The 19,490-nt window shown below is 53.8% G+C and carries 20 protein-coding genes; 14 read left to right on the top strand and 6 right to left on the bottom strand.

Features of this window, described 5'->3' with window-relative positions:
• Nucleotides 1-28 precede the first annotated feature (28 nt).
• Genes ACQE32_RS01720 through hisP form a run of 3 tightly spaced genes read left to right on the top strand, consistent with a single transcriptional unit; the run spans nucleotide 29 to nucleotide 2,210 of the window.
• Nucleotides 29-715 carry a histidine ABC transporter permease HisQ gene (locus tag ACQE32_RS01720; RefSeq protein WP_250650456.1) on the top strand — a complete coding sequence of 229 codons (687 nt, stop codon included), beginning with the start codon at nucleotides 29-31 and terminating at the stop codon, nucleotides 713-715.
• A complete protein-coding gene (locus ACQE32_RS01725; RefSeq protein WP_250650455.1) occupies nucleotides 712-1,428 on the top strand; it encodes an ABC transporter permease in 717 nt (238 codons plus the stop codon). The genes ACQE32_RS01720 and ACQE32_RS01725 overlap by 4 nt, the downstream gene beginning before the upstream one ends.
• Before the next feature lie 8 nt (nucleotides 1,429-1,436).
• The gene (hisP, locus tag ACQE32_RS01730; protein ID WP_426971859.1) at nucleotides 1,437-2,210 is read left to right on the top strand and encodes a histidine ABC transporter ATP-binding protein HisP; all 774 of its coding nucleotides are present in this window, start codon (nucleotides 1,437-1,439) and stop codon (nucleotides 2,208-2,210) included.
• A gap of 61 nt (nucleotides 2,211-2,271) precedes the next feature.
• Here the strand turns inward: hisP and ACQE32_RS01735 are convergent, their stop codons facing one another.
• On the bottom strand, nucleotides 2,272-3,162 hold the full coding sequence (locus tag ACQE32_RS01735) for a TIGR01777 family oxidoreductase (RefSeq protein ID WP_426971860.1): 891 nt from the start codon (nucleotides 3,160-3,162) through the stop codon (nucleotides 2,272-2,274).
• 115 nt (nucleotides 3,163-3,277) lie between these two features.
• Between ACQE32_RS01735 and yfcF the strand changes: the two genes are divergently transcribed.
• Nucleotides 3,278-3,919: a glutathione transferase gene (gene yfcF, locus ACQE32_RS01740; protein WP_426971861.1), complete on the top strand. Its 642-nt coding sequence runs from the start codon at nucleotides 3,278-3,280 to the stop codon at nucleotides 3,917-3,919.
• A gap of 118 nt (nucleotides 3,920-4,037) precedes the next feature.
• Nucleotides 4,038-4,592 (top strand): NUDIX hydrolase YfcD, encoded by a 555-nt coding sequence (gene yfcD, locus ACQE32_RS01745; RefSeq protein ID WP_426971862.1) that lies wholly within the window; start codon nucleotides 4,038-4,040, stop codon nucleotides 4,590-4,592.
• Between the two features lie 4 nt (nucleotides 4,593-4,596).
• On the opposite strand, the gene ACQE32_RS01750 is transcribed toward yfcD, so the two are convergent.
• Nucleotides 4,597-5,616, bottom strand: a complete 1,020-nt coding sequence (locus tag ACQE32_RS01750) for a LacI family DNA-binding transcriptional regulator (protein ID WP_426971863.1) — start codon at nucleotides 5,614-5,616, stop codon at nucleotides 4,597-4,599.
• Between the two features lie 234 nt (nucleotides 5,617-5,850).
• On the opposite strand from ACQE32_RS01750, the gene ACQE32_RS01755 reads away from it, so the two are divergent.
• The 5 genes from ACQE32_RS01755 to ACQE32_RS01775 all read left to right on the top strand — a co-directional run bounded on the left by ACQE32_RS01755 (nucleotide 5,851) and on the right by ACQE32_RS01775 (nucleotide 9,936).
• A complete protein-coding gene (locus tag ACQE32_RS01755; RefSeq protein WP_427021238.1) occupies nucleotides 5,851-6,294 on the top strand; it encodes a PTS sugar transporter subunit IIA in 444 nt (147 codons plus the stop codon).
• A 77-nt stretch (nucleotides 6,295-6,371) separates the two neighbouring features.
• Entirely contained in the window at nucleotides 6,372-6,644 is a 273-nt protein-coding gene (locus tag ACQE32_RS01760; protein WP_250650450.1) for a PTS sugar transporter subunit IIB, read from the top strand.
• 127 nt (nucleotides 6,645-6,771) lie between these two features.
• Nucleotides 6,772-8,163 (top strand): PTS ascorbate transporter subunit IIC, encoded by a 1,392-nt coding sequence (locus ACQE32_RS01765; protein ID WP_426980737.1) that lies wholly within the window; start codon nucleotides 6,772-6,774, stop codon nucleotides 8,161-8,163.
• Nucleotides 8,160-8,990 carry a transketolase gene (locus ACQE32_RS01770; protein WP_426971866.1) on the top strand — a complete coding sequence of 277 codons (831 nt, stop codon included), beginning with the start codon at nucleotides 8,160-8,162 and terminating at the stop codon, nucleotides 8,988-8,990. Before ACQE32_RS01765 ends, ACQE32_RS01770 begins: the two co-directional genes overlap by 4 nt.
• Entirely contained in the window at nucleotides 8,983-9,936 is a 954-nt protein-coding gene (locus tag ACQE32_RS01775) for a transketolase family protein (RefSeq protein WP_426971868.1), read from the top strand. Before ACQE32_RS01770 ends, ACQE32_RS01775 begins: the two co-directional genes overlap by 8 nt.
• Before the next feature lie 46 nt (nucleotides 9,937-9,982).
• Here ACQE32_RS01775 and ACQE32_RS01780 read toward each other — a convergent pair whose 3' ends face one another.
• The 3 genes from ACQE32_RS01780 to ackA all read right to left on the bottom strand — a co-directional run bounded on the left by ACQE32_RS01780 (nucleotide 9,983) and on the right by ackA (nucleotide 14,843).
• Complete coding sequence (locus tag ACQE32_RS01780; RefSeq protein ID WP_426971870.1) at nucleotides 9,983-11,014, bottom strand: hypothetical protein; 1,032 nt, start codon at nucleotides 11,012-11,014, stop codon at nucleotides 9,983-9,985.
• Nucleotides 11,015-11,420: 406 nt separating this feature from the next.
• On the bottom strand, nucleotides 11,421-13,574 hold the full coding sequence (gene pta / locus ACQE32_RS01785) for a phosphate acetyltransferase (protein WP_427021239.1): 2,154 nt from the start codon (nucleotides 13,572-13,574) through the stop codon (nucleotides 11,421-11,423).
• 66 nt (nucleotides 13,575-13,640) lie between these two features.
• The gene (gene ackA, locus ACQE32_RS01790) at nucleotides 13,641-14,843 is read right to left on the bottom strand and encodes an acetate kinase (RefSeq protein WP_085071011.1); all 1,203 of its coding nucleotides are present in this window, start codon (nucleotides 14,841-14,843) and stop codon (nucleotides 13,641-13,643) included.
• A 334-nt stretch (nucleotides 14,844-15,177) separates the two neighbouring features.
• Between ackA and yfbV the strand changes: the two genes are divergently transcribed.
• The 4 genes from yfbV (at nucleotide 15,178) to ACQE32_RS01810 (ending at nucleotide 18,845) form a co-directional block, all read left to right on the top strand.
• Entirely contained in the window at nucleotides 15,178-15,627 is a 450-nt protein-coding gene (gene yfbV, locus ACQE32_RS01795; protein ID WP_426971873.1) for a terminus macrodomain insulation protein YfbV, read from the top strand.
• 137 nt (nucleotides 15,628-15,764) lie between these two features.
• Nucleotides 15,765-16,259 (top strand): YfbU family protein, encoded by a 495-nt coding sequence (locus ACQE32_RS01800; RefSeq protein ID WP_427021240.1) that lies wholly within the window; start codon nucleotides 15,765-15,767, stop codon nucleotides 16,257-16,259.
• Nucleotides 16,260-16,272: 13 nt separating this feature from the next.
• A complete protein-coding gene (locus ACQE32_RS01805; protein WP_427021241.1) occupies nucleotides 16,273-16,932 on the top strand; it encodes a sugar phosphatase in 660 nt (219 codons plus the stop codon).
• 77 nt (nucleotides 16,933-17,009) lie between these two features.
• Nucleotides 17,010-18,845 (top strand): SLC13 family permease, encoded by a 1,836-nt coding sequence (locus ACQE32_RS01810; RefSeq protein ID WP_427021242.1) that lies wholly within the window; start codon nucleotides 17,010-17,012, stop codon nucleotides 18,843-18,845.
• A gap of 1 nt (nucleotide 18,846) precedes the next feature.
• Here the strand turns inward: ACQE32_RS01810 and yfbR are convergent, their stop codons facing one another.
• Nucleotides 18,847-19,446 carry a 5'-deoxynucleotidase gene (yfbR, locus tag ACQE32_RS01815; RefSeq protein WP_250650442.1) on the bottom strand — a complete coding sequence of 200 codons (600 nt, stop codon included), beginning with the start codon at nucleotides 19,444-19,446 and terminating at the stop codon, nucleotides 18,847-18,849.
• Nucleotides 19,447-19,490: the final 44 nt, after the last annotated feature.

Below are 19,490 nucleotides of genomic sequence, written 5' to 3' on the forward strand. Positions count from 1 at the left end.
TTTCTTCTGTTACGCCAGGATTTCGTTGATGCTGTATGGCTATTCTGAAGTTATCTTGCGCGGCGCGCTGGTGACGCTGGAGCTGGCGCTCAGCTCGGTATTGCTCGCGGTGATTTTAGGTCTGGTGGGCGCTGGCGCACGCCTGTCGCGCCATCGTCCGCTGGCGCTGCTGTCTGAGGCTTATACCACGCTGATACGCGGCGTGCCCGATCTGGTGTTGATGCTGCTGATCTTTTATGGTCTGCAGATCGCACTCAACCAAATTACCACCATGCTGGGGATCGCGCAGTTTGATATCGATCCGATGGCGGCCGGGGTGATCACTCTCGGCTTCATCTATGGTGCCTATTTTACCGAAACCTTCCGTGGCGCTTTTATGGCGGTACCGAAAGGGCAGATAGAAGCGGCAACCGCCTTTGGCTTTACCGGCTCGCAGGTATTTCGCCGCATTCTTTTCCCTTCCATGATGCGTTTTGCGCTGCCCGGCATCGGCAACAACTGGCAGGTGGTGCTGAAAGCCACGGCGCTGGTTTCGTTGCTGGGGCTGGAGGATGTGGTAAAAGCGACCCAGCTGGCTGGCAAAAGCACCTGGCAGCCGTTCTGGTTCGCCCTTGTCGCCGGCATTATCTATCTGCTGTTCACTACCTTATCAAACGGCGTACTGTGGTGGCTGGAGCGTCGCTATTCCGTTGGCGTGAAGAAGGCCGAGCTATGATCGAGATTTTACAGGAATACTGGAAAGCGCTGCTCTGGACCGACGGCTATCGCTTCACCGGCGTGGCAATTACGCTGTGGCTGTTAATCCTTTCGGTGACCGTCGGCGGTGCCCTGGCGGTGCTGCTGGCTATCGCGCGCGTTTCGCCAAACAGAGCGGTGCGCGCGCCGGTATGGTTTTTTACGTATATTTTTCGCGGCACGCCGCTCTATGTGCAACTGCTGATCATCTATTCCGGCATGTATACGCTGGAAGTGGTCAAGGGATCGGAGCTGCTCAGCGCCTTTTTCCGCAGCGGACTGAACTGTACGCTGCTGGCTTTTACGCTGAATACCTGCGCTTACACCACCGAGATTTTTGCTGGTGCGATTCGCTCCGTCCCGCATGGAGAAATTGAGGCGGCGCGCGCCTATGGTTTCTCTACTTTTAAGCTCTATCGCTGCATTATTCTGCCTGCGGCGCTGCGTATCGCACTGCCTGCCTACAGCAATGAAGTGATCTTAATGCTGCACTCAACGGCGCTGGCCTTTACCGCCACCGTTCCCGATCTGCTGAAAATCGCGCGTGATATCAATGCCGCAACCTATCAGCCGTTTACCGCCTTTGGCATTGCGGCAGTGATCTATTTAGTGATTTCGTACGTGCTGATTAGCCTGTTCCGCAAGGCGGAAAAACGCTGGCTGGCGCACCTTAAACCTTCATCGTCCCACTGAGTATGACTATGGCTGAAAATAAACTCAACGTTACCGAACTGCACAAACGCTATGGTGAGCATGAGGTGTTAAAAGGCGTATCGCTCCAGGCAAACGCCGGTGATGTGATTACCATTATCGGATCGTCCGGCTCCGGGAAAAGCACCTTCCTGCGCTGTATAAACTTTCTGGAAAAGCCCAGCGAAGGATCGATTGCGGTCAATAACCAGCCTATAAAGCTGGTGCGTGACGGTGACGGGCAGCTGAAAGTCGCCAATAAAGAGCAGCTGCGCCTGCTGCGTACGCGTCTCACCATGGTATTTCAGCACTTTAATCTCTGGAACCATATGACGGTGCTGGAGAATGTCATGGAAGCGCCGATTCAGGTGCTGGGATTGAGCAAGACCGAGGCGCGGGAACGCGCGCTGCGCTATCTCAATAAGGTGGGCATTGACGAGCGCGCTCAGGCGAAGTATCCGGTCAACCTCTCCGGCGGTCAGCAACAGCGCGTTTCCATTGCCCGTGCGCTGGCGATGGAGCCGGATGTGCTGCTGTTTGATGAGCCAACCTCAGCGCTTGATCCTGAACTGGTGGGCGAAGTGCTGCGCATTATGCAGAAGCTGGCGGAAGAGGGGAAAACCATGGTAGTGGTCACGCACGAAATGGAGTTTGCCCGCCATGTCTCCAGCCACGTTATTTTTCTGCATCAGGGCAAAATAGAAGAGGAAGGGCCGCCAGAGACGCTTTTCAGCCAACCGAAAAGCGCGCGTCTCCAGCAGTTTCTTTCCGGCGTGCTGAAATAGCCTGGCAGGGGCGTTATAAGCGGATAGCTCTGCGCCGGTCAGCCGTTTTTTATCAGGGTGTTTATATGACGTCGGCCAGCGCCTTATCCAGCTCATACCAGCGGAAGCGGAAGCCGGATGCCTCCAGCCGCTGGGGCAACACATGCTGTCCGCCCAGCACCAGCACCGAGGATTCCCCCATCAGCAGCTTTATTGCGCTGGCCGGCGTGCGTATCAGAGCCGGGCGATGCATCACCTTACCCAGCGTGGCGGCAAACTGTTCGTTGCGTACCGCATACGGCGCAACCATATTGAAAGGCCCCTGCAACGGATGGTCCAGCAGCCAGAGAATGCCGCTCAGCATATCCTCCAGGTGGATCCACGGCAGAAACTGACGTCCGTTGCCGATGGGACCGCCGAGGCCCAGCAGAAAGGGTTTTTTCATCTGCGCCAGCGCGCCGCCCTCTTTTGCCAGTACGACGCCGGTGCGCAGCAGGCAAACGCGGGTACGATCGCTGGCGGCGGTCATCGCCAGCGCTTCCCAGCGGGCGCAAAGCTGATGGGTAAACTCATCGTGACCGCTATCCTCTTCGGTTAATACTGACTCGCCAGCATTGCCATAATAACCGGTGGCCGAACCGGAAATCAGTACTGCAGGCGGCTCGCTGCTGGCGTTGATTAATGAGGCCAGCCGCTCGGTGATTTGCCAGCGGCTTTCACACAGCAGCTGCTTGTGCTGTGGCGTCCAGCGTTTGCTGGCAATGGGCTCGCCGGCAAGGTTGATCACCGCATCGATGCCGTTGAGATCGCGCTGTTGATTAAGCCCGGACCAGATACTGACCTGCGGGCCAAGCAGATCGCGCGCCGCCTCGACGTTACGCGTTACTACGCTGACGCGATCGCCACGCGCCAGCAGATGCGTCACCAGATGACGCCCAATCAGGCCGGTAGCGCCGGTAATTAATATTTGCATGCCAGGCCTCATCCCTGTTTTATCACTCTTTATTCAGCATAGAAGAGAACCTTTACAGTGGTGCTATTATCGATTGGCCAAATATACCGATCGTTAACTCGCAGGAGAGAACCGCATGCAATACCCTACAATTAAGCTGTGGTCAGATGCTCATTGCTACAGTCCCTGGGTGATGTCCGTTTATGTCGCCCTGAGGGAAAAAGCACTACCTTTTACGCTACAGCGAGTCGATCTGGCACATGCCGCACATCTGACCAAAGAGTATGCGGCCATTTCGCTGACCCGCCGCGTTCCTGCGTTGGCGCTGGATAGTCTGTATCTCAGCGAATCCTCAGCGATTATTGAATATCTGGAAGAGTGTTTTCCTGCGCCCGACTATGAACGTCTCTATCCACACGATCGCGAGAAACGCGCCCGTGCGCGCGAACTGCAGGCGTGGCTGCGCAGCGATTTTATGCCGCTCCGTCAGGAACGCCCTACAGAAGTTATCTTTGCCGGTGAAAAATATTCACCGCTTAGCGAGGAAGCGCGCCAGAGCGCCGCTAAACTTATCGAAGGCGCGCAACGTTTGCTGAGCGCAGGGCAACAGAACCTGTTTGGCGAATGGTCTATTGCTGATACCGACCTGGCTATTATGCTGAATCGTCTGGCTTTGCATGGTGATGAATTGCCGGAAAATCTGGCGCAATACGCCTGGTTTCAGTGGCAGCGCGCCTCGGTTCAGCTGTGGCTGGGAGAGTCGGTTAAAAAAGGCTAATCGCCCGGCTTGCGTCCGGCAGGCGAAGCCTTTAAGTTATGGCGGTTTGCGTCAACGTAACGCAAAACCTGTGGGAAATATCATCGCGCAATGGGCGCCAGAACGAAAAGGGTTACTGATGGTGGAGCAAGGTCAGGATGCCGGCACTGAATGGGTAGATATCGTTAACGAAGATAACGAAGTTATCGCTCAGTCCAGCCGTGCCCAGATGCGGGCACAACATTTGCGTCATCGCGCTACCTATATAGTGGTGCACGACGGCATGGGTAATATTCTGGTGCAGCGCCGAACGGAAACGAAAGATTTTCTGCCCGGCATGCTGGATGCGTGCGCAGGCGGCGTGGTGCAAAGCGGGGAAGGGTATCTGGAGTCTGCACGTCGTGAGGCGGAAGAGGAGTTGGGTATCGCTGCCGTGCCGTTCGCCGAACATGGTCAGTTCTATTTTGAAGATGAACACTGCCGCGTCTGGGGCGCGCTGTTCAGCTGCGTTTCTCACGGCCCGTTTGCCATGCAGCCGGAAGAAGTGGTTGAGGTTTTCTGGCTGACCCCGGAGGAGATCACCGCCCGCTGTGATGAATTCACCTCCGATTCGCTGAAGGCGCTATCGCTGTGGCTCAGCCGCAACGCCAATAACGAACCGGCCAGGCAGGAAAAACAGGTCAAGGCGGAATAATTCCTCAGCAGCTATCCCGCAAACATAAACTGGAAGCGATCGGTTGCCGATCGCTCCACTCCTCATGGTTTAAACGCGCCAGCAGTACGCGTCCCGCCTCGATACCAATTTTGCGATGCGGCACCGCGATGGTGGTTAACGGCGGCTGACAAACGCGGCTGACATCGCTGTCGCCAAAACCCACCACCGCCAGCTCGTCCGGCACTTTGATCCGTCGGCGCTGGCATTCATACAGCGCACCGCAGGCCAACTCGTCGGAAACGCAGACCAGCGCGTCCAGTTCTGGCCACGCCAGTAAAAATTCCGGTAGCTGAGAGGCGCCGGTGGAAAAATTAGGCGGAAGCGCCGCGTTGATCACGCGATGGGGCGATAAATGATGGCGCAGCATCGCTTTATACCAGCCCTGCAGATGCTGCTGAAAAATCCACTGTTCCTGATTAGCGCAGAGCATGCCGATATTCTGGTAACCGCGCTGGATAAGCATGTCGGTGAGTTCGTACATTGCGGCAACGTTATCAATGCCAATATTCATATCAACAGGATCGGCGCGTATTGCGCCTATTTCCATCACCGGGATCGCGGCGTTGTGCAGCCAGTGGCGCACGGTATCGCTGTGCTCAACGCTCAACAAAACTGCGGCGGCAATATTGGAAGCGAGTAGCGTTTCCAGCAGCTTCTCTTCCTGTTCAAGACGATGGCGCGATTCCGCCAGCATAATCTGATATCCGGCAGGCTGTAGCGCCTGTTGCAGCCCGGCAAACATCTCCGGGCAGCCCGCCTCGGCAAGGTTGGGCACCACCATGGCGATGGTTCTGGATGAGGCTGATGCCAACGCGCTGGCGGCAAGATTGGGCATATATCCCAGCGTCTGCACCGCAGCGTCAATTTTTTCACGTAATTTATCGGAAACCTGTTCAGGCGTACGTAACGCACGGGATACGGTCATGGTGCCCACACCGGCAAGCTGAGCCACATCAGCAAGCGTGACTTTACCGGTACTGCGCCGTTTTCGGGTTAGAGACATACACATTCCTGCTGACCAGACGCTGAGTGTCTTCCTTCGCTTCACATAGCAGAGAGTATACGCCTTAAGCCTCTTTGCTTACTGTGAATTCCTGCCAGGATTACGCTTTGATAGCGCTATCACAATTTTGCATGATACTTTTTGGTAGCGCTATCTTTGTGATTATTATCACGGTTAACAATTGTTGCCTTGCATAAAGTTTGTTCATCTTGTGCTAAACGGCGGAACAGAAAAGTGCTTAAACAATGGCTGCATGACGCCACCATCAGGCTACAGGAGAGCGTAGAAGCATGGCCGCAGACGCTGGAACTCGCGGCCAGGCCGTTGCTGGAGGCCGGAGTCATCACACCCAATTACGTTACGGCAATGATTGAGCAGCATCGCCAGCTGGGACCTTATTATGTGCTGGCACCCGGGCTGGCGATGCCGCATGCCAGACCGGAAGAGGGAGCAAAAGGATTAGGGCTATCGCTGCTCAAGCTAAAACGCGGCGTAGCCTTTAAGTCTGAAGCCTTTGACCCGGTAGATCTGATAGTAATGCTCGCGGCGCCTGATAAACATAGCCATATTGAAATGATATCTGCGCTGGCGGAATTGTTTTCCAGCGATAAGGATATGGAACAATTACATCAGGCGAAAAGCGTGGAGGATATTAAAAAGATTATCGAACGCTTCTGAATTCACTTCGCATTTCGATTTTAAATACATTACGCGCCAGCGTGGTGGGGGCCTCTCTACTCAAAAAGGTGGTAAACATGAAAATCATGGCTATTTGCGGTTCCGGTCTTGGCAGCAGTTTTATGATCGAAATGAATATTAAAAAAGTACTGAAAAAACTAAGCAGAGAGGCGGAGGTAGAGCATGCCGATCTCTCTTCCGCAACGCCTGACGCGGCAGACCTGTTTGTTATGGCAAAGGATATCGCCGCCAGCGCCAGCGTGCCGGAAAGCAAGCTGGTGGTGATTAAGAACATTATCGATATCAATGAACTGGAAACGCAGCTGCGCGCCTGGTTCGACAAACAATAATCACAAAACATCAAAATTCAGGGTGCAGCAAGGCGGCAACCGAACGCTTCTTATGTTTTTAATCGGGTATATAACGCCAGCCAGGAAAAAGCAGCCTGAAAAATAAAATCTCTATAGCGAGGTGGATATGTTTATCCGGGAAACGCTGAATTTTATCGTTGATATTCTTAAAGTGCCCTCGGTGCTGGTGGGTTTAATTGCCTTAATTGGTTTGGTGGCACAGAAAAAGTCTTTTTCTGACGTTGTTAAGGGCACAATTAAAACTATTCTCGGCTTTATTGTGTTGGGCGGCGGCGCAACGGTGCTGGTCGGGTCATTAAATCCGCTGGGCGGTATGTTTGAACACGCCTTTAATATCCAGGGTATTATTCCCAATAACGAGGCCATTGTCTCTATTGCACTGGAAAAATATGGTGCCTCTACCGCGCTGATAATGGCATTCGGGATGGTGGCGAATATTATTGTCGCGCGCTTTACACGGCTGAAATATATTTTCCTGACCGGACATCACACTTTTTATATGGCCTGTATGATCAGCGTGATCCTGACCGTAGCCGGGTTCGGAGACGTTGGCCTGGTGTTTACCGGCTCGTTGATTTTAGGCCTGGTTATGGCCTTTTTCCCGGCGCTGGCGCAGCGTTATATGAAACGTATTACCGGCAGTGATGATATTGCGTTCGGTCATTTCGGCACGCTTGGCTACGTGCTTTCCGGCTGGATCGGCAGCAAGTGCGGTAAAGGCTCCCGATCCACCGAAGAGATGAACCTGCCGAAAAACCTCAGCTTCCTGCGCGATAGCTCAATTTCCATCTCTCTGACCATGATGATTATTTATCTGATTATGGCGGTAAGCGCGGGCAGAGAATATGTTGAAAGCCAGTTCAGCGGCGGTCAGCACTATCTGGTGTACGCCATTATCATGGCGATTACCTTCGCGGCGGGCGTGTTTATCATCCTGCAGGGCGTGCGTCTGATCCTGGCGGAAATCGTTCCGGCTTTTACCGGATTTTCGGAAAAGCTGGTGCCGAATGCGCGTCCTGCGCTGGACTGTCCGGTTGTCTATCCCTACGCCCCTAATGCGGTACTGATTGGCTTTCTGTTCAGCTTCCTTGGCGGTTTGGTGGGGTTATTTCTGTTGGGGCAGCTCAAACTGGTACTGATCTTACCAGGCGTGGTGCCGCACTTCTTTACCGGCGCGACGGCTGGCGTGTTTGGTAACGCCACCGGCGGACGGCGCGGGGCAATGGTTGGCGCATTCGCTAACGGGCTGCTGATTACCTTTCTGCCGGTTTTGCTGCTGCCGGTACTGGGCGCGATAGGCTTTGCCAATACCACCTTCTCAGACGCTGATTTTGGCGTAATCGGGATTGTGCTGGGTAATCTGGCGCGCTATCTGCCGCCGTTGGCCATTACGGGACTGGTAGTGGCGTTGTTCGTGCTGCTGGTGGCCTACAACCTGATGGCAAAAAACAGATCTGCGGACGGTAAGCCGCAGGAAAATAGCGGGGCTAAATCATGAATGTACAGGAAGTCACACAGCTGGCGCGCAATATTCGCATCGCCACGCTTAAATCTCTGACGCAGCTGGGTTTCGGTCATTATGGCGGCAGTATGTCGGTAGTGGAAACGCTGGCGGTATTGTACGGCGCGGTAATGAAAATCGACCCGGCAGATCCAGACTGGCCGGAGCGGGACTATTTTGTTCTGTCGAAAGGGCACGCCGGCCCGGCGTTATACAGCACATTAGCCATTAAAGGTTATTTTCCTGTTGAAGCGTTAAACACGCTAAACCAGAACGGCACCCGGCTTCCCAGTCACCCGGACCGACTGAAAACGCGCGGCGTTGATGCTACAACCGGCTCGCTGGGACAGGGGATCTCCATTGCCGGTGGCATGGCGCTGTCGCATAAGCTGGCGGGACGGTCAAATCGGGTGTTTTGCATCGTTGGTGACGGTGAGCTGAATGAAGGCCAGTGCTGGGAGGCATTTCAGTTTATCGCCCATCACCGCCTGAATAACCTGACGATATTTATCGACTGGAACAAACAGCAACTTGACGGCGAGCTGGACGAGATCATTTGCGCGTTTGACCTTGAAGGAAAATTCCGTGCCTTTGGCTTTGATGTGGTAACGGTAAAAGGCGATGACGTCGCCGGATTGCTGGAGCAGGTTCAGCCAGTTCCGGCTGCGGATGCCCGCCCACGCGTGGTGATCCTCGACAGTATTAAAGGGCAGGGCGTGCCCTGCCTCGAGCAGTTAAGTAACTCTCATCATCTGCGGCTGACGGATGAGATGAAACAGACGCTCCGGGAAACCATTCACCAACTGGAGGCGGCACATGATTAAGATTGCACCTGCAGGACAAAACGACGCGCCCGAGATGCGTAAGGTATATGCCAGCTTCGTAACGAAACAGATTGCGGCGGGAAGCTCTATTATCGCCCTTGAGGCGGATCTGATGAGTTCAATGGCGATGGATAGCGTGGCGCGGGCCTGGCCGCAGCAGGTTATCAACTGCGGCATCATGGAGGCCAATGTTATAGGCATTGCCGCAGGGCTGTCGCTGACGGGACGAAAGCCTTTCGTACACACTTTTACTGCTTTTGCCAGCCGTCGCTGCTTTGACCAGTTATTTATGGCGCTGGATTACGCACGTAATAATGTGAAGGTCATTGCATCGGATGCCGGCATCACCGCCTGCCACAACGGCGGCACGCATATGTCGTTTGAGGATATGGGCATTGTGCGCGGGCTGGCCCATTCGGTGGTGCTGGAGGTCACAGACGCAGTAATGTTTGACGATCTGCTGCATCAGCTTATCGATTTGGACGGTTTTTATTGGGTGCGTACCATCCGCAAACAGGCACCCGCCGTATATGCGCCAGGCTCAACGTTTACTATCGGCAAGGGCAATGTGTTACGTGATGGCGAAGATATTACCCTGATCGCCAACGGTATTATGGTAACAGAAGCGCTGGAGGCGGCGCGGCAGCTGGAGCAGGAAGGCATCAGCGCCGCAGTGATCGATATGTTTACTCTAAAACCTGTGGATCGCATGCTGATAAAAAACTATGCCGGTAAAACCGGGCGTATTGTGACCTGTGAAAACCACAGTATCCATAACGGGCTGGGTTCGGCAGTAGCGGAAGTGCTGGTAGAAACCTGTCCGGTGCCGATGCGGCGCGTTGGCGTGAAGGAGCGCTACGGTCAGGTAGGCACGCAGGCGTTTTTACAACAGGAATATGGCCTGACGGCGCAGGATATTGTTTTAGCCGCGCGTGAACTGCTCTAATAAAAAAGGCGGGAGAGTCTCCCGCCTTTTTACTCACTGAGGGTATTTAATCGCGTTTTGTAGGACGCTGATTGCTCAGTACCTGACGCGGCTGAGTACGACGACCGACCATACCCATGACGCCTGCCAGAATCGCTTCGATAATCAGCATAAAGAAGGCGAACCAGCTGGCTTTAGCGGTTGCTTCTGCAGCTTTATCCGCAGTTTCACGCGCTTTCTGTTCTGCCTGCTGTTTTAGCTCATTATATTTCTGACGCGCCTGCTGATAGGTTTGTTCCGTTTGAGTAACAATCTGTTCAGCTTCGGCATCAGATTTACCGGTACGTGCCTGAATAATATTTTTCAGTGCCTCACGGTCGGCAGCCTGTAACGTGTCCTGATTACTGTTAATTACGCCTTTAATCCAGTTAGCAATATCCGTATCGGCATTCTGTGGATTATTTGCCGTGGCCTGCGCCTGATTCTGCGCACTGTTTGCCGCATTTTGCGCATCGTTTTGCAGGTTTTCCGGCTGCAGCTCAGGTTTACCCGTCTGACGCAGCGTGGTTTCTAATTCATTCTGCAAGTCATCGAGATTAATACCGCTTTCCTGCAGCTTATCACGCGCCATTTGCGTTGCCTGTGGAGCGACGGCGCTAATGCTGCTGCCGATCGCGCTCAGGCCGGCACCCATCACGTTCATGGCGCCGCTCATAGCGGAGTTAACCAGCATAATAGCCAGCCACAGACTAAACAGGGTATTCACGCCGAACATTAACAGACCATGCAGCATGCCTTCACGCTGCGCCAGACGTCCGCTAACCCAGGCACCCACGGCGATGGATACCAGCATGCTAAGGCCGGTCCAGATGGCCGCGCCGGTGCCGATGCCGTCCATCGGATTTTGCTCTTTCATCGGATCGATACTGGATGTGCCGATCGCCATTCCCAATAGCGATAATAATAAATGGACTAATACCGCAGCGATAACGCCGGCAAAGATAGCGCTCCATGAAATGCGCTTCAGCGGTACACCATTCACCGGTTCCACCCAGGCCGTATCGTGCCGGTTGCGGAGATGCTCAGGATGTTCACTCATAATATTTACTCCCTATGTTTATCTTTTAACCCGTTGCCACAGTATTAATTTTTCAACGTGCGTGAAAAATTTCGACACCTCTGTTTCAGGTAATTTAAGGCTAGTTAGGGAATGCGGATTTGACCAAAATAATTTCACAAATTGCGTAGAAAAATAAACGCGTCGGTTGCCGCTTCGCTTATTTTTTCTGGCGTCTCGCTTGTTATTTTATAATTCACGCGTTTGTCAATGCGCTTATTTATTACGTTTTAACTGGCAAATACAGTCACAACAAACATTGTGTCGGCAGGGCCTTTTATTAAGAGAAAAAAGAAAGAAAGGAGGGCTGGGAATTTGCAAAGATAGCCGTGTTAACAGCGGGAAATAAAAAGGCGGCCCGCAGGCCGCCTGTAATCAGCAGGCAAAATTAGTTTTGCTTTGCTTCCGCCTGTGCAGCCTGGATCGCGGTCAGAGCGATGGTATAAACAATATCATCAACCAGTGCGCCACGTGACAGATCGTTAACCGGCTTACGCATGCCTTGCAGCATCGGTCCGATGGAGATCAGATCTGCTGAACGCTGTACCGCTTTATAAGTGGTATTACCGGTGTTCAGATCCGGGAAAATAAATACCGTAGCGCGACCCGCTACCTGAGAGTTTGGCGCTTTTGATTTCGCTACATCTTCCATAATTGCTGCGTCATACTGCAGCGGACCATCGATCACCAGATCGGGACGTTTTTCCTGCGCAATACGCGTTGCTTCGCGCACTTTTTCAACGTCGCTACCCGCGCCGGAGTTGCCGGTAGAGTAGGAGATCATCGCGACGCGCGGCTCAATGCCGAATGCCGCTGCGGAATCCGCCGACTGGATAGCAATTTCCGCCAGCTGTTCAGAGGTTGGATCCGGATTAATGGCACAGTCGCCATAAACCAGAACCTGTTCCGGCAGCAGCATAAAGAACACGGAAGAGACCAGCGAGCTGTTAGGGGCGGTTTTAATCAGCTGCAGCGGCGGACGAATGGTGTTGGCGGTAGTATGTACCGCGCCGGAAACCAGGCCATCCACTTCGTCACGTTCCAGCATCATGGTGCCCAGCACCACGTTATCTTCCAGCTGCTCCTGCGCAACAACTTCGGTCATGCCTTTGTTTTTGCGCAGTTCAACCAGGCGCGCCACATAATTGGCACGGGCCACTTCCGGATCGATAATCTCAATACCTTTGCCCAGTTCGACGCCCTGCGCCGCGGCGACACGCTGAATTTCATCCGGGTTGCCTAACAGCACGCAATGCGCAATGCCGCGCTCGGCGCAAATGGCGGCAGCCTTAACGGTACGCGGTTCATCGCCTTCCGGCAGCACAATGCGTTTGCCCGCTTTACGCGCCAGCTCGGTGAGCTGATAACGGAAGGCTGGCGGTGAAAGACGACGGCTGCGCTCAGAGGTGGCGGTCAGAGATTCAATCCAGTCGCTGCTGATATGGCTGGCAACGTACTCCTGAACTTTTTCGATGCGCTGCGTATCGTCGCTGGGCACTTCCAGATTAAAGCTTTGCAGGCTAAGAGAGGTTTGCCAGGTATTGGTTTCAACCATAAACACCGGCAGGCCGGTCTGGAAGGCGCGTGCACAGAGTTTGTAAATACGGTCATCAATTTCATAGCCGCCGGTCAGCAGGATCGCACCGATTTCAACGCCGTTCATGGCAGCCAGACAGGCTGCAACCAGCACATCAGGACGATCGGCGGAGGTCACCAGCAGCGAGCCAGGGCGGAAATGTTCCAGCATATGCGGCAGGCTACGGGCGCAGAAGGTCACTGATTTTACGCGACGCGTCTGGATTTCACCTTCATTGATTACGCGCGCGTTCAGGTGACGGCACATATCAATCGCGCGGGTGGCGATCAGATCAAAACTCCAGGGAATGCAGCCCAGCACCGGCAGCGGGCTGTTGGCAAACAGCTGGCTCGGATCGATATTCGCCACGCTGGCTTTCGTGGAGTCATCAAAAATTTCTGACAGATCCGGGCGAGTACGGCCCTGTTCATCGACCGGCGCGTTGAGTTTGTTGATGATGACGCCGGTAATGTTTTTGTTCTTACTGCCGCCAAAGCTGCTCTGCGTAACTTCGATACGCTCTTTCAGCTGTGCCGGTGAATCGTTGCCCAGCGCGGTCACAAAGATAATTTCCGCATTCAGGGTTTTCGCGATCTCATAGTTAAGCGCGCTGGCGAACTGATGTTTACGCGTTGGCACCAGGCCTTCCACCAGCACCACTTCCGCGTCCTGGGTATTGGCGTGGTAGCGAGCAATGATCTCTTCCATCAGCACGTCCTGCTGGTTAGAACCCAGCAGCGATTCCACGCGTGACATCTGCAGCGGCTCAGCGGCAGGAATGGAGGAGTTTTTACGAATAATGGTGGTGGTCTGGTCAGGCGTATTGCCACCGGCGCGGGGCTGCGCGATGGGTTTGAACACGCTGAGGCGAACCCCTTTGCGCTCCATCGCACGAATAACGCCGAGGCTGACGCTGGTCAACCCGACGCTGGTGCCGGTAGGGATAAGCATTATGGTACGTGACACAGTAAACCTCTCAGGTATTTCAGGCTGTCAAAACAACTCCGCCAGCCTGAGCTGACGGAGAAAGTCTTATGCGGTAAGGCGCGCAGCGTCGCGGGCGATAACCAACTCTTCATTGGTGGGGATAACCAATGCCGGACGGGTGCCTTCTTTGTTAATAAAGCCTTCCTGCCCGAAGCGCGCCGCCAGGTTGCGCTCGTGATCCACCTCGAAGCCCAGCAGCGCCAGTTTTGCCAGCGACAGCTCGCGTACCATGGCCGCATTCTCACCGATACCGCCGGTAAACACCACGGCATCCAGGCGGCCATCCATCATCGCGCTGTAGGAACCGATATATTTAGCCAGACGATGACAGAAAACGTTCATCGCGCGTTTCGCATCTTCTTTGGTGGTGTAATTTTCTTCTACGTAGCGGCAGTCGCTGGTTACGCCGGTCAGACCCAGCAGGCCGGACTCTTTGGTCAGCAGCTTATTGATGGCATCAATATTCATGCCCAGCGTATCGTGCAGGAAGAAAATAATCGCCGGATCGATATCGCCGCTGCGTGTACCCATTACCAGGCCTTCCAGCGGGGTCAGACCCATAGAGGTATCCACGCACTTGCCGTTGCGGATCGCGGAGACGGAAGCGCCGTTGCCGAGGTGACAGGTAATGACATTCAGCTCTTCCACCGGCTTATTCAGCATGCGGGCAGCTTCAATCGACACATAATAGTGGCTGGTGCCATGAGCGCCATAGCGACGAACGCCATGTTCTTTATAAAGATTATAAGGCAGGGCATAGAGGTAAGACTCTTCCGGCATTGTCTGATGGAAAGCAGTATCAAAAACCGCTACGTTTTTATCAGAAAGGTGCGGGAAGTTTTTCAGCGCTTCATCAATGCCGATCAGGTGCGCCGGGTTATGCAGCGGAGCAAAAGAGGAGGCGTCTTTAATGCTTTGCACCACTTTATCGTCAATCAGCACTGACTGGGTCAGTTTTTCCCCGCCATGAACAATACGATGACCGATTGCAGCAATTTGTGCCGATAGCTCTGGTTTTTGTGCCAGAATGTTTTTAACAATGAAGTTCAGGGCTTCGCTGTGGGCTGCGCCCGCACCCAGCTCAGCTTCCTGTTTAGCGCCGTCCAGTTTCCATTTAATGCGCGCTTCAGGCAAATGGAAGCATTCGGCCAGACCTGACAGATACTCTTTACCGTCCGCCGGGTTGAGGATGGCAAACTTAAGAGATGAGCTACCGCAGTTCAGAACCAGTACTAACTTACTCGACATGGAAGTACCTATTTGTCAAAAGTGGCTAAAAAAAAAGCAATCAGCCTATCATCGTAGTGTATGAAAGCTGGTACATTAATGATTATCATCATACTGCCAGCAAAAAGTTATCCGACAGCAAAAAAAGACGGTAATTTTACGTAAAATTTTGAAATTTGTGTCGCCTTCGATGGCTTCACCTCAAAATAATAAAGATTATTGCCTTTGGCGGCGCTGATAACGCGCTCAGAATAACGGCAGTCTCTGGTAAAAACAAAATTTTTTGAAGGTTGTCACACAAAGTTGTTTCGTTGTTTAAATTTTTTAAATCTTGCAAAAGAAGTTGAGGTGAGCCATGGCAAATGAATCCAGCGTCGGTTGGTTTAAAACATTCCAGCTTGGACAGCACTACATGAAAACATGGCCGAACGATAAACGCCTCGCGCCGGTTTTTCCGGAGAACCGTATCAGCAGCGCCACGCGCTTTGCGATCCGCTTTATGCCACCGCTGGCGATTTTCACGCTCAGCTGGCAAATTGCCCTGGGTGGACAGCTGGGACCGGCGGTCGCGACCGCACTGTTTGCCTGTAGCCTGCCGATGCAGGGGCTGTGGTGGTTAGGACGCCGTTCTGTAACGCCGCTGCCGCCCACGCTGCTGAACTGGTTTCATGAGGTGCGTGAGAAATTGCAGCAGGCCGGGCAGTCGATCGCGCCTGTGGAAGGAAAACCCACCTATCAGGCGCTGGCAGATCTGCTTAAACGCGCTTTCCGTCAGTTGGATAACACTTTCCTTGACGATCTCTGAATAAGTTTCGGGTTGCCAGAGAATTTTTCAATGGCAACCCGGCTTAAATCAAAGAAAGGCTGGCTTGTGATACCGCCTTTTTATGTGTCGTGCGATTCTTGAACATCCTTTTACTGTGCCTGATACAGGAGATGACGATGGACATGACGCATGCGCAGCGCTTAATTCTTTCTAACCAATACAAACTGATGACCCTGCTCGATCCTGATAACGGCGAGCGCTATCGCCGCCTGCAAACTATCATTGAACGCGGTTACAGCCTGCAGATGCGTGAGTTAGATCGCGAATTTGGCGAACTGGGCGAAGCGGTTTGCCGCACCATCATCAATATTATGGAAATGCATCATGCACTGCGGATATCCTGGGAAAACCTGAAGGAGCGCGCTGCTATTGACGAGCGTCGGTTACAGTTTTTGGGGTTCGATGCGGCAACCGAAGCGCGCTATCTGGGATATGTGCGTTTTATGGTTAACGTAGAAGGACGCTATACCCATTTCGATGCCGGTACGCACGGCTTTAATGCCCAGACGCCCATGTGGGACAAATATCAACGCATGCTGGCCGTCTGGCAAACCTGCCCGCGCCAGTATCATCTCTGCGCCACAGAGATTGCGCAAATCATCAACGCCTGAGAAGGAAACGCGAGTGAAGTGTAAAGGTTTTTTGGTTGATTTAGACGGCACGCTGGTCGATTCTTTGCCGGCGGTGGAACGCGCCTGGAGTAACTGGGGCAAGCGTCACGGCATCGACGCGGATGAGATCCTCGATTTTATCCACGGCAAACAGGCTATCACTTCACTGCGTCACTTTATGCGCGGCTGCAGCGAAGAGGAAATCCAGCAGGAATTTCAGCTACTGGAAAAAACCGAAGCTGAAGATACGGAAGGCGTAACGGCGCTGCCGGGCGCCCGTGAACTACTGGAGCATTTAAACGCGCTGACCATTCCCTGGGCGATCGTGACTTCTGGGTCGGTACCGGTCGCCTCCGCGCGGCGGCAGGCGGCAGGACTGCCATTGCCAACCCATTTTGTCACCGCCGAGCGGGTTAAAAACGGCAAACCTGAACCAGATGCTTACCTGTTAGGCGCAGAGCTGCTAGGCCTGGCGCCTGCTGACTGCGTGGTGGTGGAGGATGCTCCCGCCGGTATTCTTTCCGGCCTTGCCGCCGGCTGTGCGGTGATTGCCGTGAACGCGCCTGCCGATACGCCGCGCCTGGCGGAAACCGCTCTGCAGTTGACCACGCTCACGGCGCTGCGCATCACCAAAGAGGATGACGGAACAATCACGGTGCTAACCCAGGCTTGATTGATTTAACCCCGCTACCGCGGGGTTTATTTTATGGCATGCTGCGCGCATTCAGGATTGGTGACACGGAAAGGGCTGTGAATAGTCAACTTCTTTGGGTGATTAGCCTGCTGGCAATAACCGTCTGGCTGTTTGCGTCCGGCAGGCTGCGTATGGATGTCGTTGCGCTGCTGGTGATTATCGCTTTTGTGCTTAGCGGTACGTTGACGCTGCAGGAAGCGACCATCGGCTTTAGCGATCCCAACGTGATTTTAATTGCCGCGCTGTTTGTCATTGGTGAAGGGCTGGTGCGCACCGGCGTAGCGCTGCAGACCGGTGAATGGCTAATGAAAATTGCCGGCAACAGCGAAAGTAAAATGATTTTCTGGCTGATGCTGACCGTGGCGGCGTTAGGCGCGTTTATGAGTTCTACCGGCGTGGTGGCTATCTTTATTCCCGTGGTGCTGAGCGTAGCGGCGAAGATTGGCTCATCGCCCGCGCGGCTTATGATGCCGCTTAGCGTGGCGGGGTTGATTAGCGGCATGATGACGTTGGTGGCTACACCGCCCAATCTGGTAGTGAATAGTGAACTTCAACGTGAAGGGCTGGAGGGCTTTAGCTTTTTTGCCGTTACGCCTGTGGGGATAACGGTGCTGGCGCTGGGCATCGGCTATATGCTGTTAGCTCGCTACTGGCTGGCTGATTCATCTGCGGAATCACCCTCATCTGCCGCACCGCGCCGCCGCAATTTCCGCGATCTGATTCGGGAATATCGGCTTAGCGGTCGCGCCCGTCGTCTGGCAATCCGCACCGGTTCGCCGCTGGTGGGCTATCGCCTTGACGATCTCAGACTGCGAGAAAAATATGGCGCAAATGTGGTTGGCCTGGAGCGCTGGCGCAAGTTTCGACGCGTGATGGTTACGGTAACGGGCGAAACAACCTTTCGCAGCGGAGACGTCTTGCTGATTGATATGTCGGCAGCCGAGATCGATCTACGGCAGTTTTGCAGTGAACAGTTGCTGGAACCGTTAATTTTACGCGGCGACTATTTTTCCGATCGTGCGCGTGATGTCGGTATGGCTGAGGCCGCCCTGGTTCCCGATTCAGAACTGGCAGGCAAAAGCGTACGCGAGCTGGGTTTCCGTCAGCGCTATGGGCTAAGCGTGATCGGTATTCGACGTCGCAACAGCCTGGTGGAAGGCACGCTGGCGGATACTGTGCTGGAGGTGGGGGATATTTTGCTGGTTATCGGTGACTGGCGGCGTATTCAGCAGCTACAGCAGCAGAAACGGGATCTGTTGCTGCTGGCGCTGCCTGCAGAGATTGATGAGGCGGTCCCGGCGCACAGTCAGGCACCGCATGCGTTATTCTCCCTGTCGCTGATGGTGGCGATGATGATTACCGATGTGATTCCCGGCCCGATTGCGGCAATTATCGCCTGTTTACTGATGGGGAAATTTCGCTGCATCGATATGGAGAGCGCCTATAAAGCCATTCACTGGCCGGGACTCATTCTGATTGCCGGCATGATGCCTTTTGCGCTGGCGTTGCAAAAAACCGGTGGCGTGGCGCTGATTGTGCAGGGATTGATGGATATTGCTGGCGGCAGAAGCCCGCATATTATGCTGCTCTGCCTGTTTATACTCTGTGCCAGCATTGGACTGTTTATCTCCAATACGGCCACCGCCGTGCTGATGGCGCCGATTGGCGTAGCGGCGGCGCAGCAGATGGGCGTATCGCCTTATCCTTTCACGATGATTATCGCTATCGCTGCCTCCGCCGCCTTTATGACGCCGGTCTCTTCCCCGGTTAATACGCTGGTTTTAGGGCCGGGCGGTTATCGCTTCGCTGATTTCGTTAAAATTGGCGTTCCCTTTACCCTGGTAGTGATGGTGGTTAGCGTCCTGCTGGTTCCCTTGCTGTTTCCGTTCTGATTTACAGCGGCGTATCCTGCGATATTTCATCCAGCGAAAGGTTAAAACTGGGCACAAACACGGCGATAAAATAGTCCATTTCTTCGCTGCGACGCCGCTCAAGCGTTTTTTCCAGGCGCGACAAGGCCCGGCGGAACTCATTATTTCCGGCTGAAAGCTCTTCAAGGCATTTCAGATAGGCGCATAGCGCATCGGCCTGCTTGATTATAGCCGTTTCCTCTTCGCTCTGCTGCTGTTCATCCAGCAGCGGACGCCACGCATCCTGCAGCTCGGCAGGAAGCATTTCAATCAGCTTCTGGCGGGCGATCTCTTCAATTTTTTTATATTCATGGGCAATCTGCGCATTGTAATACTTAACCGGCGTCGGCAAATCGCCGGTCAGCACCTCGCTGGCATCATGATAGAGCGCAATCAGCGCAATGCGTTCCGCGTTAAGATTACCGTTGAACATGCTGTTTTTTATCAGCGCCAGCGCATGCGCAACCATCGCGACCTGTAGGCTATGCTCAGAGACATTTTCCGTTCGCACGTTGCGCATCAACGGCCAGCGATTGATCAGTTTAAGGCGGGAAAGATGGGCAAAGAAATGGCTCTGCTTCATTGAAAAGGTTTCTCCTCTGTACACTGCGGAAACCGGCATTTCCG

The sequence above is a fragment of the Pantoea sp. FN0302 genome, from assembly GCF_050113775.1.
GTDB lineage: Bacteria > Pseudomonadota > Gammaproteobacteria > Enterobacterales > Enterobacteriaceae > Mixta > Mixta alhagi.

What these genes read in the sequence shown, in the direction of transcription:
- ACQE32_RS01720 (WP_250650456.1), top strand. Translation starts at nt 29, where the DNA reads ATGCTGTATGGCTATTCTGAAGTTATCTTGCGCGGCGCGCTGGTGACG.
- ACQE32_RS01725 (WP_250650455.1), top strand. Translation starts at nt 712, where the DNA reads ATGATCGAGATTTTACAGGAATACTGGAAAGCGCTGCTCTGGACCGAC.
- hisP (WP_426971859.1), top strand. Translation starts at nt 1,437, where the DNA reads ATGGCTGAAAATAAACTCAACGTTACCGAACTGCACAAACGCTATGGT.
- ACQE32_RS01735 (WP_426971860.1), bottom strand. Translation starts at nt 3,162, where the DNA reads ATGCAAATATTAATTACCGGCGCTACCGGCCTGATTGGGCGTCATCTG.
- yfcF (WP_426971861.1), top strand. Translation starts at nt 3,278, where the DNA reads ATGCAATACCCTACAATTAAGCTGTGGTCAGATGCTCATTGCTACAGT.
- yfcD (WP_426971862.1), top strand. Translation starts at nt 4,038, where the DNA reads ATGGTGGAGCAAGGTCAGGATGCCGGCACTGAATGGGTAGATATCGTT.
- ACQE32_RS01750 (WP_426971863.1), bottom strand. Translation starts at nt 5,616, where the DNA reads ATGTCTCTAACCCGAAAACGGCGCAGTACCGGTAAAGTCACGCTTGCT.
- ACQE32_RS01760 (WP_250650450.1), top strand. Translation starts at nt 6,372, where the DNA reads ATGAAAATCATGGCTATTTGCGGTTCCGGTCTTGGCAGCAGTTTTATG.
- ACQE32_RS01765 (WP_426980737.1), top strand. Translation starts at nt 6,772, where the DNA reads ATGTTTATCCGGGAAACGCTGAATTTTATCGTTGATATTCTTAAAGTG.
- ACQE32_RS01770 (WP_426971866.1), top strand. Translation starts at nt 8,160, where the DNA reads ATGAATGTACAGGAAGTCACACAGCTGGCGCGCAATATTCGCATCGCC.
- ACQE32_RS01775 (WP_426971868.1), top strand. Translation starts at nt 8,983, where the DNA reads ATGATTAAGATTGCACCTGCAGGACAAAACGACGCGCCCGAGATGCGT.
- ACQE32_RS01780 (WP_426971870.1), bottom strand. Translation starts at nt 11,014, where the DNA reads ATGAGTGAACATCCTGAGCATCTCCGCAACCGGCACGATACGGCCTGG.
- ackA (WP_085071011.1), bottom strand. Translation starts at nt 14,843, where the DNA reads ATGTCGAGTAAGTTAGTACTGGTTCTGAACTGCGGTAGCTCATCTCTT.
- yfbV (WP_426971873.1), top strand. Translation starts at nt 15,178, where the DNA reads ATGGCAAATGAATCCAGCGTCGGTTGGTTTAAAACATTCCAGCTTGGA.
- ACQE32_RS01800 (WP_427021240.1), top strand. Translation starts at nt 15,765, where the DNA reads ATGGACATGACGCATGCGCAGCGCTTAATTCTTTCTAACCAATACAAA.
- yfbR (WP_250650442.1), bottom strand. Translation starts at nt 19,446, where the DNA reads ATGAAGCAGAGCCATTTCTTTGCCCATCTTTCCCGCCTTAAACTGATC.